General features: G+C 64.5%; 13 protein-coding genes. 5 read left to right on the top strand and 8 right to left on the bottom strand.

Annotated features, from left to right (window positions below; all coding sequences use genetic code 11):
- Positions 1 to 206 precede the first annotated feature (206 nt).
- The gene (locus tag AC1Z3W_RS15350) at positions 207 to 914 is read left to right on the top strand and encodes a TetR family transcriptional regulator C-terminal domain-containing protein (RefSeq protein ID WP_124834498.1); all 708 of its coding nucleotides are present in this window, start codon (positions 207 to 209) and stop codon (positions 912 to 914) included.
- On the opposite strand, the gene AC1Z3W_RS15345 is transcribed toward AC1Z3W_RS15350, so the two are convergent.
- On the bottom strand, positions 893 to 1903 hold the full coding sequence (locus AC1Z3W_RS15345) for a LysR family transcriptional regulator (RefSeq protein ID WP_057927659.1): 1011 nt from the start codon (positions 1901 to 1903) through the stop codon (positions 893 to 895). The genes AC1Z3W_RS15350 and AC1Z3W_RS15345 overlap by 22 nt on opposite strands.
- Before the next feature lie 77 nt (positions 1904 to 1980).
- The gene (locus AC1Z3W_RS15340; protein WP_483507909.1) at positions 1981 to 2784 is read right to left on the bottom strand and encodes an N-formylglutamate amidohydrolase; all 804 of its coding nucleotides are present in this window, start codon (positions 2782 to 2784) and stop codon (positions 1981 to 1983) included.
- A gap of 416 nt (positions 2785 to 3200) precedes the next feature.
- Between AC1Z3W_RS15340 and AC1Z3W_RS15335 the strand changes: the two genes are divergently transcribed.
- Complete coding sequence (locus AC1Z3W_RS15335; RefSeq protein ID WP_057927657.1) at positions 3201 to 4265, top strand: ABC transporter substrate-binding protein; 1065 nt, start codon at positions 3201 to 3203, stop codon at positions 4263 to 4265.
- A 104-nt stretch (positions 4266 to 4369) separates the two neighbouring features.
- On the opposite strand, the gene AC1Z3W_RS15330 is transcribed toward AC1Z3W_RS15335, so the two are convergent.
- The 3 genes from AC1Z3W_RS15330 to AC1Z3W_RS15320 form a co-directional block, all read right to left on the bottom strand.
- Positions 4370 to 5299, bottom strand: a complete 930-nt coding sequence (locus tag AC1Z3W_RS15330) for a GlxA family transcriptional regulator (protein ID WP_082664782.1) — start codon at positions 5297 to 5299, stop codon at positions 4370 to 4372.
- Between the two features lie 179 nt (positions 5300 to 5478).
- Positions 5479 to 6630, bottom strand: coding sequence for an FAD-binding oxidoreductase (locus AC1Z3W_RS15325; RefSeq protein ID WP_483507908.1), 1152 nt, complete (start codon positions 6628 to 6630; stop codon positions 5479 to 5481).
- Between the two features lie 8 nt (positions 6631 to 6638).
- Positions 6639 to 7898: an aromatic ring-hydroxylating oxygenase subunit alpha gene (locus AC1Z3W_RS15320; RefSeq protein WP_124834504.1), complete on the bottom strand. Its 1260-nt coding sequence runs from the start codon at positions 7896 to 7898 to the stop codon at positions 6639 to 6641.
- A 335-nt stretch (positions 7899 to 8233) separates the two neighbouring features.
- Between AC1Z3W_RS15320 and AC1Z3W_RS15315 the strand changes: the two genes are divergently transcribed.
- From AC1Z3W_RS15315 to AC1Z3W_RS15305, 3 genes are all read left to right on the top strand, one after another.
- Positions 8234 to 9154, top strand: a complete 921-nt coding sequence (locus AC1Z3W_RS15315; protein WP_057927776.1) for a LysR substrate-binding domain-containing protein — start codon at positions 8234 to 8236, stop codon at positions 9152 to 9154.
- A gap of 310 nt (positions 9155 to 9464) precedes the next feature.
- Entirely contained in the window at positions 9465 to 9662 is a 198-nt protein-coding gene (locus tag AC1Z3W_RS15310) for a tautomerase family protein (protein WP_057927775.1), read from the top strand.
- Between the two features lie 46 nt (positions 9663 to 9708).
- On the top strand, positions 9709 to 10638 hold the full coding sequence (locus AC1Z3W_RS15305) for a DMT family transporter (RefSeq protein WP_057927654.1): 930 nt from the start codon (positions 9709 to 9711) through the stop codon (positions 10636 to 10638).
- A 90-nt stretch (positions 10639 to 10728) separates the two neighbouring features.
- Here the strand turns inward: AC1Z3W_RS15305 and AC1Z3W_RS15300 are convergent, their stop codons facing one another.
- The 3 genes from AC1Z3W_RS15300 to AC1Z3W_RS15290 all read right to left on the bottom strand — a co-directional run bounded on the left by AC1Z3W_RS15300 (position 10729) and on the right by AC1Z3W_RS15290 (position 14276).
- Positions 10729 to 11700: an Ldh family oxidoreductase gene (locus tag AC1Z3W_RS15300; protein WP_483507907.1), complete on the bottom strand. Its 972-nt coding sequence runs from the start codon at positions 11698 to 11700 to the stop codon at positions 10729 to 10731.
- A gap of 107 nt (positions 11701 to 11807) precedes the next feature.
- Complete coding sequence (locus AC1Z3W_RS15295) at positions 11808 to 12860, bottom strand: proline racemase family protein (RefSeq protein ID WP_057927652.1); 1053 nt, start codon at positions 12858 to 12860, stop codon at positions 11808 to 11810.
- 378 nt (positions 12861 to 13238) lie between these two features.
- The gene (locus AC1Z3W_RS15290; RefSeq protein ID WP_057927774.1) at positions 13239 to 14276 is read right to left on the bottom strand and encodes a LysR family transcriptional regulator; all 1038 of its coding nucleotides are present in this window, start codon (positions 14274 to 14276) and stop codon (positions 13239 to 13241) included.
- Between the last annotated feature and the right edge of the window lie 81 nt (positions 14277 to 14357).

Below are 14357 nucleotides of genomic sequence, written 5' to 3'. Positions count from 1 at the left end.
TTTCTGCCATGCGCCCGCCAATTCGGCTCGACTGCGCATGAACATCCGTTCAATCACACTGAAAAATGTAAGCATCGATCCCCACCGGATCGGCATGAACGCTTGTTCAGTCACGCGCATTCGGCGCTATCATCGTGCGAACCCCTCACTGCTCCGCACGGAATGACGGCAAGCAGCGTTCAATCTGGAAGGCACGGAGCACGATCATGGAAGATGGCAGCCGCCGCGGAACCGTTTCCGACGGCCGCAAGGACGAATCCGCACAATACGAGGGCATGCGCCTCAAGCTGATCGATTCGACGCTCGAAGTCGTCGGGCAAGTCGGGCTGGAGAACCTGACGATCCGCAAAGTCAGCGAATACGCCCGTGTGTCGGTCGGCCTGGTGCACCACCATTTCGAGAACAAGAACAACCTGGTCTACAAGACGTTCGTGTATCTGATCAGGCGCGTGCGCGAACAGCTCACCGCCGGACGGCGAGGCATCGCCGACCCGGTCGAGCGCATGAAATTCACGGCGGACATGTGCTTCAGCGATGAAGTCCTGAGCCCCGGCGCGGCCAACGTCTGGCCGCACATGTGGAGTTCGTCCGCCCACGACGACGAAGTGCGGCGGCTATGCACCGCCTTTTCCAGGCGCCTGCGATCGAACTTCATTCACGACCTGCGAAACGCCGGGTGCGACAGGACCATGGCCACGATCTGGGCCATTCAGGCGATGGCGTTGGTGCACGGGCTGTGGATCGAGCACCGTGTGGCCAGCACCATCACGATCGATGAAGTGATCGGGATATTCCACGGCATGATCGACGATGCGACCGGGCAGATCTGGCGGCTGAACATGCGCGGCACATCCCGGCGACAGACGCCGGACGGCGCCGGCGCGCACGGGAATCAATCGGCTTCGGGCAGGTAGACGTCTTCCGGCTTCAGCGACAGCGTCCTCGCGATATCGCGCGACACCTGGCGTTCGTAAGCACGGCGAAGCAGGTCGTAGAGATCCGCGGGCAGATGGCCCAGCTCGTTCTCGCGGTACGACAGGTAAAACGAACGGCTGAGGCCGGCATACGGCCGGCCGTGCCGCGAGAACGCCGTGAGCGGCACGACGGTGATGTCCGGAACATAGTGACGCGATTGCCACACGCACAGCGGTGTGGTGATCGCGAAGCCGAGCCCGGCGGCCACGAGGCTCAGCGCCGGATCCGTCGCATCGAATTCGCACGATCGCTCGATGTGCTCGGCATGCGCGGCGAGGTACGCATCCACATGCTGGCCGATGACCGATCGCGCACTGTAGCGAATGAACTGAAGATGCTTGCCCAACTCGGTCAGTGTCGTCAAACGATCGATTTCGAAGCCTTTGGGCAACACGACGAAGTACGGCTCGGAAAACAGCTTCTGCTTGCGAATGCCCATGGCCGGCGTGGTGCCGCTCGTCGTCACGGCAACGTCAAGCTGACGGGCTTCCAGTTGCGCGTCGAGCGTCGGTGTGATGCCGGACCAGAGCCGGATCTGGTGCGATGCGCCCGACAGCGCCTTGATGATGATCGGGCCGATCGTCGCGGCAAACGAATCCACGCATCCGAGCCGCACGACGACGCGCTTGGCCCGCGACACGTTGCGCACGCTCTCCACCATCTGGTCCGCGCTCTGCAGCAGCGACGCGGCGTGCTCGAACAGACGCTGGCCGGCTGCGGTCGGCCTGGCAGGCCGGGTCGCACGGTCGAGCAGCGTGGTGTCGAGCAGCGTCTCCAGCGCCTTGATGCGCTGCGACACACCCGCTTGCGAGATGTTCAGTCGATCGGCGGCATCGGAGATGGACCCCGCTTCCACGACCGCCAGCCAGCTGGCAAGGAGATCCCAGTCGGGATACCGTTCAGGTCCGCTATCTTTCATGATGGCCATCAAAGTGACAGATGACTGTAGCACGGGATGGTGTCGCCCTGAAGCCCTCGACGCGAATCGATCTCGCGATGCATTGCTCACGCACCCTCGGCGTTCGCCAGCGTCGACAACGCGTCCAGCAGATGGCCGAGCAGCCCGTCGAACTCGTTGGCGGTCGACTTGGCGACAGGTGCGGCCTCGCACGCCTCCCGCCACTTGCCGGCGACCTCCAGTTCGACGACGTGCACGCCGGCCGCAGGCATTCCGTAGTGCTGTGCCGCAAAGGCGTCGGCCAGTTTGCCGTTGACGACCCACGAGCGTCCGCTGCGCTTGACCGACTTCGTCAGGGTGCTGACGAGGAGCTTGTCGCACGATGCCCCGCGGTTCGTTCCCACGTTGCAATCGGACGCGCCGGACGGGTGTTGAAACGGCGACAGCCGCGAGCTTGCGTGCGGCACGACGAGCAGCACGTCGCCATGGATCTCGCGCAGCCGTTTCAACTCCGTTGCGAGTGCGTCGTGATAGGGCTGCCAGTACTGTCGTACGCGCCGCATCACTTCGACTTCCGACAGCTCGGCCATCCCGCCGTAAAGGCGCTCCCCCGATGGGGAATGGGGCCGGCACAGCGCGCTGCGGCCGAGTTCGGACGCAAGCGACTGAGGGTCGGCGGCCATGTTGACGTCGATTACGCACGGATGCATGCGCGCGGCGATGCAGGACATCCCGCGCGCCGCGGCGGCTTCCCGGAGTCTTGCGCCGCCCGGATCCACCGGCATCTCCTGCACGGCGCGCCACGCGCGCAGCGCCTGCAACGCCTCCGGAATCGCCGTCCCGACATGCGGCGCCGCAACCAGTATCGGCCCGTCGCCGCGATAGATCTGACCGCCGGCCTCATCGTACATAGCGTCGCCCTCGATTTGGTGTCCGCACGCACGTCACGCGGCACGAACCGGTGACACGCGTGTTCATGTTCGCGCGTCGGTCAACACTACGCGTCGCGCCCGGTCGGCGCGATATCGTAAGCGCGCCTTTATCTATGCATAAGCGTCCGTTGCGAAGCGTCGGTGCAATTTCGTCCACCCCAAGATCGATTCGCGACCGGAACGCGGGCTTGCGGATCGCGGCATCATCGAAGGCAGCTCGCAAGCACGACGTATGAGTACCCGCCGCCAGCCCGATCACGCGAAAGGGCGCGCGGCGGAGATTCAGATGGATGTGCCGACCGCGGCAGACGCGCCATTTCCGGCTTCGACCGAAGGCCGCCTGCCGCTCGAAAACTATCGCGGAGACTTCTGCACATTTCTTGGTGAGGCTTTAAATGAATCACTCTTTGAAGGCGTTGGCACTCGTCGTGATCGGCATGGCGGCGCTGCCGGCCACGGCCGCCGAACTCGTTTTCTCGTCATGGGGCGGCTCGTATCAGGACGCGCAAAACGCGACCGCCGTGCGTCCGTTCGCGTCGCAATCGGGAACGAACGTCAAGACCGATACGTACAACGGCGGGATTGCCCAGATCCGCAGCCAGGTCGAGACGAAGAACGTCACGTGGGACGTGGTCGACATGCAGCTCGCCGACGCAACGCGCGCGTGCGACGAAGGTCTGCTCGAGAAGATCAATCCCGCGTCCCTGCCGGCAGCCTCGACGGGTGCCGCGGCCAAGTCCGACTTCATGCCGGGCGGCCTGTCGGACTGCCTGGTCGGCAACGTCGCATGGTCCACGGTGATCACGTACAACAAGAATGCGTTCAAGGGCGGCGAGCCGACGAAGATCGCGGACTTCTTCGACCTGAAGCGGTTCCCCGGCAAGCGCGGGCTGCGCAAGTCGCCGGAAGCCGCGCTCGAATGGGCGCTGCTCGCCGACGGCGTCCCCGCCGCGGACGTCTACAAGACGCTCGCGACGCCCGACGGCCTGAAGCGCGCATTCCGGAAGCTGGATACGATCAAGTCGTCGATCGTCTGGTGGGAAACCGGCGCGCAGCCGCCGCAGCTGCTGGCCGACGGCGAAGTGACGATGACGAGCGCCTACAACAACCGGATCTACGTCGCCGCCACGCAGGACAAGAAACCGTTCGGATTCCTGTGGGATGGTGAAGTCAAGAACATCGAAGGCTATGCGATCGTGAAGGGGGCGAAGAACCAGAAGGCCGCACAGGACTTCATTCGCCACGCGACCTCGACCGAGGCCCTCGCGAAGCTGGCCACGGCCACGGCGCTCGGGCCGCTGCGCCAGTCGTCGGTCAAGCTGGTCGATCCCAAGGTCGCGCCGTACCTGCCGACCGCGCCGCAGAACCAGAAGAACGCGATCGACACCAACATCGCATTCTGGGCCGATCATTCCGACGACCTGAACCAGAAGTTCGCGGTCTGGCTCGGCCAGAAGTAAGCGAGCGACGCAACCATGAAGCGGGCGGGCCGTGCGCCGGATGGCGAATGGCCCGCCCCGCCCTGTCGTCCGGACGATCGTGCCGATTCGATCTCGATGGCCATCTATGCCTGACGCGGAATGCGACGCTCGGCAATCGGCGCATGGCCGAATTCCCGTCGATACGCCTTGCTGAAACTGCACGCCGACGGAAATCCGCAACGGCTCGATACGTGCGCGACGAAATCGTTGCCGGTGCGCAATAGCCCTTGCGCGTGCTTCAGGCGAACGCTCAGGTAATACTCGCGCGGAGACGCGTTCAGATACTGCTTGAACATGCGTTGCATCTGGCGCTCCGACAGTCCGACGAGCCGCGCGATTTCGTCGAACGAAAGCGGCTCTTCGACATTGGCCTCCATCAGGGTCACCGCCTCCACGAGCTCCGCACGCGCCGACTCGAGACGTGCGCCGACCGGTATCGGCTGGTGCTCGCTCGCGCTTCGCAGCCTCGTCAGCAGCAGGTGTTGCGACACGCGTACGACCAGATGCGGGCCGAGATGCGTCGATATCAGATTGAGCATCATGTCCAGCGGGGCGGTGCCGCCGGTACAGGTCATGCGGTCGCGATCGACGACGAACAGTTCGCGCGCAATCCGGACGTCCGGAAACTCGGCGCGCAGCCTGAACAGATCCGCCCAGTGCACCGCACAACGGTAGTGGTCGAGCAAGCCCGCCGACATCAGCGCATACGCACCGCTGCACAGCGAGCCCAGTGCGATCCCGCGGCTCGCGAGCGCGACGAGTGCCTGCCGCAGCCGCGCGTCCACGGTCTCCCGGATGTGCGTGCCGCCGCATACGATCATCACGTCCGGCAGATCGCCGGATGACTCCAGCGCCTGCACGGGCCGGATCGAGATGCCGTTGCTGGCTTCGACGGGGACGCCGTCGACGGAGAAGACCGTCCAGCGATAGTGCTCGATACGGTCCACGTAATTGGCGATGCGCAGCGCTTCCAGCGCATTCGTGAATGCAATCATCGAATACGACGGAAGCATGAGAAACCCGAAATGGCGCGGTTTCGAATCCGGGACAGGCGAGACGTCGTGCACGATTGCAACGCAAGGAAAGTGAACGGACCTGGATGAAGGCGCCCCGGGACAGCTTCGTGGAGAAGCGGCCCGGGACGCCGTCCGACTGAAGGTGGGGAAACCGGAACCCGAAGGTTCGGCGCGGACTACAGATCCAGCACGAGATCCGACGTCGGCCGGCTGCAGCACATCAGGCGCAGGCCCTTGTCGATTTCGCGCTGACGAATGCCGCCGTTGTGATGCATGTCGACGGTGCCTTCGAGCACCGCGGTCTTGCACGTGCCGCAAATGCCCTGGCTGCACGAGGACGGCAACGCGACGCCGTTCTTGCGCGCGGCAGTGAGCACCGTCTCCGACGCATTCATCGCGAACGTCTTGCCCGACTTGGCCAGCCGGACCGTATAGGTGCCGTCCGCCACTTGCTCCGCGTTGCCGGATCCATCGGCAACGTCCGCAAGCGGCTCCACCGTTTCGGCAAAGTTGAAGCTTTCCTGATGGTAGCGGGCCGGGTCGTGGCCGCCCTGGACGAGGAGATCCCTGACGGCGTTCATATAGCCCGACGGGCCGCATGTGAACACCTCGCGGTCGCGATAGTCCGGGACGCGCTCGCGCAGGAGTTCGACGCTCAGCCTGCCGATCGGGCCGCGCCAGCCTGCCTCGGCCCCCGGCGCTTCGCACACGTGGATCACCTGGAGATGGTCCGCGTCCTCCCGCAGCCGGTTCAACTCGTTGCGAAAGATGATGTCCTCGGGCGTTCTCGCACTGTGAACGAACACGATATCGAGATTCAGGCCGAGGTCGATCGCCGCGCGCGTCATCGACATCAGCGGCGTCACGCCCGAGCCGGCCGACAGGTACAGCATCTTCACGGCCGGCGCGGCGGCCGGCGTGAAGATGCCGGACGGGCCGAACGCATCCAGCTCGACACCGGGCCGCATGTTGTCGTGCAACCAGGTCGACATGATCCCGCCGGGCGTGCGCTTGACCGTGATCGTCAACGTGTACGGCCGCGTCGGCGGCGACGAGATCGTGTAGCAGCGGCTGACCGGCACGCCGTCGATGTCGGCCGATACGGTGATGAACTGACCGGGCTCGAAACCGAAGGCCTGGCCGTCTTTCGCGCGGAACACGAAGGTGCGGACGTCGTGCGTTTCGGCCCGCACCCTGCAGCACACCAGCGTCTTGCGCTCGCCGCTGGACCATTGCGGCTCCGCGCGCTCCCATGTGTCGGGGTCCGAGAAGCGATCCCGTGCTTCCGCAGCCGGACCGGCCACGCAAGAATTCTCTCTGACAGTCATGGCGAAACTCAGATTCCGTGAGCCTTCAGGCGTGCGTCGTACCAGCGTGCGAACTGATCGAGCGCGGCTTCCGTGTAGGTCGAGTACGGGCCGGGCACATAGGCGGGGTCCTGCGTTCCGCTATGCGTGATCGCAACCAGATCCGCATCCTGCCGCGTCGTGGCTTCCCACACTTCGGTCAGCGTCTTCAGGTCGTAGTCGACGCCTTCGACCGCATCCGCATGCACCAGCCACACGGTACGCACCACCGTCTTGTCCGGCGCGAGCGGCAGGATGTACGCGACCACCGCATGATCGCTCATCACGTGCGTCCACGAGTGATGGCCCCACATGTGCACGTCGCCGAGATCGCGGCGCTCCAGGCCGCCGAGCAGCTTCGTGCATGCCACCTTCGTATCCATCGTCTGCGATTCGCAGGCACCGGCAATGACGAGCCGCTGCGAACGGAAATTCGTGTCGACGCTCTCGTCGAGCGACTCGAACGCTTCGCAGATATAGCCTGCTCCCTCCCACTCTTCCTTGCGGGCCGCATTGTGCGCAAGGTACGCGTCGTACTCGCGCAGCGATTCGTCGCTCTGCCCGTCCGGACAGAAGCCGAAGTCGTGCGCAAGGAACGATTGCGTGAGTTCCGGATGCGTACCGCCGCAGTGGTAGCACTCGCGGTTGTTCTCCATCACGAGTTTCCAGTTGCCGTTCTCGACGATCGTCATCTCGTGCGCGATCTTCGTGCGCTGCATGTCGTGCGGCGCGAAGCGCGGCGCCATCACCGTCTCGAGCGTCGAGAAATCGTCCGGTGCCTCGTCGGCAAGGCAAACGAACACATGCGCGCCGACCACCTTGACGTGCACCGGGATCAGGCTCCGGCATGTCGTGTCGAATTCCTTGCCCATGTGAGTCGCATGTTTCAGGCTGCCGTCCAGGTCGTACGTCCACTGGTGATACGGACACACCACCATGCCGACGGTCGCCTTGGCGCCGCCCTTCATCAGGCGTGCGCCGCGATGCCGGCAGACGTTCCGGTAAGCGCGGATGTTCTCGTCGTCGTCACGCACGATCATGATCGACGACTTGCCGATGTCCACCGCGTAGACGTCGCCCGGTTCCGGCACGTCGGCCGTCACGGCCACGAAGATCCACAGCTTCTCGAAGAAGACTTCGACGTCCGTCTCGAACACGTCCTGGCGGCCAAAAAGCTCGGCCGGCATCCCGTGTCCGGGCTTGCGGCTGTCGAGCAACTCGCGGTGGGTCTTGAGCGGGATCGCAGACATGTACTCCTCCAATGGGTTGACTTTCGCAATGCCTCCATTGCGCTTTGCCCGAAGTATTGGAGTGCCGATTCGTAGCGTCAACGCGCCTTATTTTCTGCTTCGCATTACTTTAAGTTATGCGATCTTTGCCCCGCCCTGATTTACCCTGACTCGACTGGCCCGCAAGGAATCCGGCGCCATCCGACCGCCGCGGCGCACCGACTTGACCCCTACAATTTGTAGGCTCAGGATGTCGCGCCGGCGCGCCGAACGATGGGGCGCCGCCATGGCGTTTCCGATGGCCGGACGCCATCCGGCCTCGAGCCTGCACCTCGCATGACACCAACCTGATGAACATGACGAAACGAACCAAAGGGTATCGACGCATCGTCCCGTCGTTGACGGCGCTGGTCGAGTTCGAAGCGGTCGCGCGCCTGGCAAGCTTCACGCTTGCCGCGACCGAACTGGGTGTGACGCAGGCGGCCGTGAGCCGGCAGGTACGGTTCCTCGAGGAAACGCTGAATGTCCGTCTCTTTCATCGCCTGCATCGCTCGATCTCGCTGACGACCGAGGGGGAAATGCTGTACCTGACGGTGGCCGAATCCATGCAGAAGATCGCCGGCGTATTCGATCGCCTGTCGACCGGCGCCGAGCAGCAGGAACTCGTCCTCGCGTCGACCGCGCCGTTCGCGCAATTTCGGCTGCTGCCGCGGCTTCCCAAGCTCAAGCAACTGAATCCGCCGTTGCAGTTGCGGCTAACCACCCAGATGTTCACGGCCGACCTCCGGCACGTCGAGGTCGATGTCGCGGTGCGCTATGGCGATGGCCGGTGGGCGGACGGCACGTCGATCCTGTTGTTCGACGAGGAAGTATTTCCCGTCTGCTCGCCGCGATTCCTCGAGGAGAACGGCATGCCGGAATCGCTCCAGGCGCTCGCCGCGCTGCCGCTCGTCGAATCCGATTCGACCTACGAGGGCTGGATGGGCTGGGACGCATGGTTCCACTCGGCCGGCCATCGCCCGAGCCGGTTGAACTACGTGCTGCGCTGCAGCCTCTACACCGACGCCGTTCAGGCGGCGCGATACGGGCAAGGCGTCGCGCTCGGCTGGAGCCGAATGGTCCACGATCTGCTGGCGACCGGCGAGCTGGTCCGTCTGCCGGTCGCGTCCTGCAAGATGACCGATGCCTATTTCGTCGTCGTGCCTCACGGCCGCTCGATCACGCCGGCAGTGAACCAGTTGATCGACTGGCTGCGCGAGGATCTCCCGGTTCGCTGAACCGCGCCGTTCGACTTTCCGCACTCGTCGTTGATCGGCCGGCATCACGTCCGCGACGCAGGTCGGCTTCGCGCCGCCGGTGCCCATTCGCTGCGTCGCGTTGCCGTCGTTGCCTGCGCGTCGTTGCCTACGGTTTCGCTCGCATAACCTAATGTAATGCGACCAGGAAAAAATAGTCCGTTGACCCACCGTTTCATCCTTTCGATACTTGCCTGAAACGTACGCTGGCGCCGGGCCCGTGCCGGCGCAACCGGCCGGCTGCGCCGCGCTCGACAACACCCCGCTTCAGACAGTCGGAAAGGAGATACCCATGCCGGTCGTTCGCGTCAGTTGGCTCGCGGGCAAGGAGGCGTCCGCCAAGAAGGCCGTCGCGGCCGAGATCACGGAGAGCCTGTTTCGCCATGCCGGGATCGAACCCAGGCATACCTTCGTCATCTTCGAGGACGTTCCCGCCAGCGATTGGGCCATTGCGGGCGAGCTGTGCGCCGAACCATCGCGTCCCGCCTGACGAAGCGCGCCCGCACCGATCGCCAACCCGCCAAACCGGATCCATCTTGATACGAACCTATTGTGCCTTCGTCCTCCTCGGCGTGTTCTGGGGATCCAATTTCATCTACATGAAATGGGCGGGAGCTTATATCAGCCCGGGTCAGATATCGCTGCTGCGCGTCCTGTTCGGTTTCGCGCCGCTAGCCGCGCTCGCCTGGCATCAACGCGCGATCCGGCTCGGCCAGCTACGCCACCTGCATCATTTCGCCGTGATGGCCGCGCTGGCCGCGGCCTTCCCCTACTTCGCCATGGCACAGGGGACGACGCTGCTCCCGTCCGGTATTGCCGGCGTGCTGGGCGGATCGTCGACGATCTTCACATCGTTGGCATCGGGCCTGTTCCTGCGCAACGAGAAGATGAACCGCCCGACGCAATACGGTGTCGCGCTGGGCATGGCGGGCATCATGCTGATCGCGCGGCCGTGGGCCGGCCTGGGTAATGGCGACGCCATCAGCCTGGCGGGCGTCGCATGGATGATGTCGGGGTCGGCACTCTTCGGCTTCTCGTACATCTACGCCCGGCGCTTCCTGTCGCCGACCGGCCTCGCGCCGCTGGCCATCGTGACCTGGCAGATGGGTATTGCATTGCTGATGCTTGCCGCACTGACCGACGTCCACGGCATCGGGCGGATTTTCGAGGACAGCCGTGCGATGGCCGGGATCGCGATCGGGCTCGGGCTGCTCGGCACCGGCTCGGCGTTTATTCTGTATTACTACCTGTTGCAGAAACTCGGCGCCGTGGCGGCTGCGGGCGCCGTGTACATCACGCCCGTGGTCGCGTTGCTCATCGGGTGGGGCAGCGGTGAAGCAATAGGACTGACGGAGATTCTAGCTGCCGTTCTCATTCTCGGCAGCATCGCCATGCTCGAAGCGGGCCGGCAATACCGCACGCGGCAGCAGTCACGATTCATCCAGGGCGCGGCACCCGCCGAGTGACGTCGCTGCGGAGTTGCAGCGCGACCGGATCGACTACAGACTACGACCGCCCGCGCGTTCTGCCACCCCGCCGGCCGGGCGGCCTCAGGTTCAACCGGCCGTTCCGAACGCACGAACCCGGTTCATCACGTCGTCCGGCACGTCGATCTCGCGCACCTTGATGTGACTGCCCGGAATCCGCACGCCGGCTTGCGCCAGCCTGGCGATCTGCGCGGCCAGGCGCGCTTCGAAATCGCTGGCGAACACATCGGCCTTCACGGCCATGACGAACAGCCCGACGCCCGGCGTCTCGCTCCCTCGTGCATAAGGCGGCGCGTCCATCGACCAGTTGGCGCCGGTCACGCCCGCGGCCAGGATCTCCATCATCATCGCGATGTTGGCGCCGCGCGCGCCGCCGAACGGCAACAGCAGGCCGTCGATCGCCGCACGCGCGTCCGTGGTCGGCATGCCTTGCCCGTCCACCGCCCACCCGTCGGGAATCGCCTCGCCAGTTTGCGCAGCCTTGCGTACGTTGACGAAGGCGGTTGCGCTGGATGCCTGGTCGATCACGAACGGCCGCGCGTTCGCGACCGGCGCGGCGAACGACACCGGATTGGTGCCGAATACGGCCTTGCCGCTCTCCAGCGTGGTCATCTGCGCGGTCGCATTGCAGGTGCCGAGCGCGACCAGGCCCGACTCCGCCAGCCTGCGCGTGTAGTAGCCGAGCTCGCCGACGGTGAAGCTGTTCGACACCGCCAGCGTGACGACGCCGTAAGTCTTCGCTCGCTCGACGAGTTCGTCGAACACGCGGTCATAGGCCAGTTGCGCGATTCCGCCGCGTGCGTTGACCCGTATGGCGGCCGGGGCCGGAAAGTTCACTTCCGGCTCGGCACCCGCGGCAATCCTGCCCTTCGCGAAACCGTCCAGGTAATCCGGAAGGTGCGCAAAACCCACCGCCTTGCTTCCAGCCAGTTCAGCCGATATCACGGCCTCGGCGAGCGAATGTGCGATCGCGTCGTTCGCCCCCACCGCCTTGATTGCGTCGAACGCCACTTGCCGCGCCGCTTCACGCTCGTATTTCATCGTCTCGTCCCTTGAATGCAATGGACGACCCGAGCCGCCTCGATGTGCCCGGGTCGCCCGCATGCGTGCCTGTGCTGCCGACCGACGGCCTGCCAGGCCGCCCCGTGTCATGCCCAGATGTCGCCCATCGTAAAGCCGTTGGCGAACGGGTCGTCGGGATCGAGCACATAGGTGTTGTAGCCGTAGATCCACGAACGGCCGGAGATCGTCGGCACGACCGCCTGGATGTCGCCGATGCTGGCCCGCTCGACGAGGTTGCCCGTGAACACGGTGCCCAGCACGCCTTCGTGTCGAAACGGCTGGTTCAGGTCCAGTTGGCCCTTCGCATGAAGGGTGGCCATCTTCGCGGACGTGCCCGTGCCGCACGGGCATCGGTCGACGGCGCCGGTCCACGTCGCCGGCTTGTCGAAGTCGATTGCGCCGCTGGCCACCGTGACGACGTTCTTCCAGTCCGCGTTCGGGTTCTCCGTCGGACCGGACAGCTGCGCGATCGTGATCCCGTAGCCCGGGTAATGCGGGTGCGCGACGGGCAACTGCTCCTGCGCGGCCTTCAGGATCAGCGCGGAAACCCGGGTGATTTCCCGGGCGTGCTCGGGCTTCAGTTCGAGTCCCTTGAACTGGCGGACGTCGGCGATCACGTAAAACATGCCGCCCCAGCCCACGTCCACCGTGACCTTGCCGAGATGCGGCACGTCGATGACCTTCTCGATGTGGGCGGCAAACGCCGGCACGTTCTTGAAGGTGACCGACGTGACCTTGCCGTTGCTGCACTCGGCGCGGATGCCGATCAGCCCCGCCGGCGCTTCGAGCTGGAACTCCGTCACGGGCTCCTGCATCGGGATCATCCCGGTTTCCAGCAGCACGGTTGCAACCGAAATGGTGTTGCCGCCGCTCATCACCGGATACTCGACCTGCTCCATGATGATGTAGCCCGCCGCCGCATCCGGATGCTTTGCCGGCACCACCAGGTTGCAGCAGAGCGGCGGATAGCCGCGCGGCTCGCGAAGCATCAGCATGCGGATCTGGTCGTCGTTCTGCTCGAGCCACTTCATCTGCTCGTAGACCGTGTTGCCCGGGATATGGGGAACGCCACCGGTGATCACGCGCATCGGCTCACCCGAGTGAGTCTCGACGGCATGGAAAGTGCGCTTGAAGGTCATGATCGTCCTGTTTGCCTACGTCTTTACCGAAAATGATCGTGCTCGGCGTGGCGCGAACGTCTCCCTGTACCGCGCAACGTCGTCCCCGCGACCAAACGGCTCTAACGCGTCCTGGTCATGGTCATCGATCCGATGAGGCAACATACTCCGGTCGAATGACCGGCCGATCTGATTTAGCCGAGGTTGTGCTGATCATAAGCGGCGCTTAGGCAACCGGCAGTAGGCACGATCGGCAGCTTCGCGGAGGTCCGCGATCCGCCGCGGCGCAATCGGAAAGAGGAGATCAAAGGTCCTTCCCGGCTCGATTCGAGCGGTGGGGACCGTGCAGACAGCGTCCGCACCATCCGGTCGGACGGCCAGTCCGTCCTCACGCATTCTTCAAGCCGCCAGCCCCGCCGACGAAGCCCCCGGGACATCCGGATTGAACCGCGTCATGCAGTTCAGATCGAGCGCACGAATCTGCTCGGTCATGAAGTCGACGAAGATTCGAATGCGCGTCGGCAGATGTTGCCGGCTCAGATAGCAGATGTAGTGGCCGCGATCCTCCGGCACGTGCTTCGCCAGCGCGACGACGAGTTCGTTCGACGCGAGATGGTCGCGGATCTGGTAGCCGGCCATCTGCGCGATGCCCGACCCGTTCAGCACGGCGCGCAACACCAGATCCGTGTCGTTGAACGTGAGGCGCGACGTCGGCAGGTACTTTTGCACGCGGCCGTCGACATTGAACTCCCATTCGAGTACGCGACCGCTGGCAAAACGGAAATTGATGCACTTGTGCCGGCCGAGGTCCTCCAGACTCTGCGGGAGCCCGTGCCTGGCCACATACGAAGGTGCCGCGCAGAGCGCCACCTGCATCGGAATCAATTGCCGGGCAATGATGCTCGAGTCCTCGATGCGTCCATTGCGGAACGACACGTCGATCCGCTCCGACACCAGGTCGATCGGCCGGTCGTCGAGCAACAGGTCGATGACGATGTCGGGATAGGCCTCCGCGAACGTTTCCAGCAGCGGCGCGACGATTTTCCTGCCGAATCCCACCGCCGAGCTGATACGAATGAGGCCGCGTGGCGGCCCCTGTCGCAACTCGAGCATGTCGTTCATGGCTTCCACGATCTGCGCCACGCCCTGATGACAGTTCTCGAAGAATCGCTGGCCTTCGCAAGTCAGTTCGGTCATGCGCGTGGTCCGCTGGAACAGCCGCGTACTCAACTGCGCCTCCAGCTTCTGGACGTTCCGGCTCACGGCCGGCCGGCCGACGCCAAGAAGTTCGGCAGCCTTGGTAAAACTCCCCTCGCTCGCCACTGCGACGAATGCAAGAATGCCCGCATAGCTCGCACCGAAGCTCGCGGAGAGTGCATCGGCGCGACCAGCCAGGTCGCGACGAGCGCCTTGCTCCGATGTATCCGATTGATTCATTTCCGCTGCCCCCAACGCATGCCGCTCCTCCTGACTGTCCATCGCCGGCTTGCGCCGGCGAGCCGCCAAACGTGCGAACGC

This window comes from Burkholderia sp. 10_S31 (genome assembly GCF_056930375.1).
Note: the sequence above shows the minus strand (reverse complement) of the source record. Positions and strands in the feature narration are given on the sequence as shown.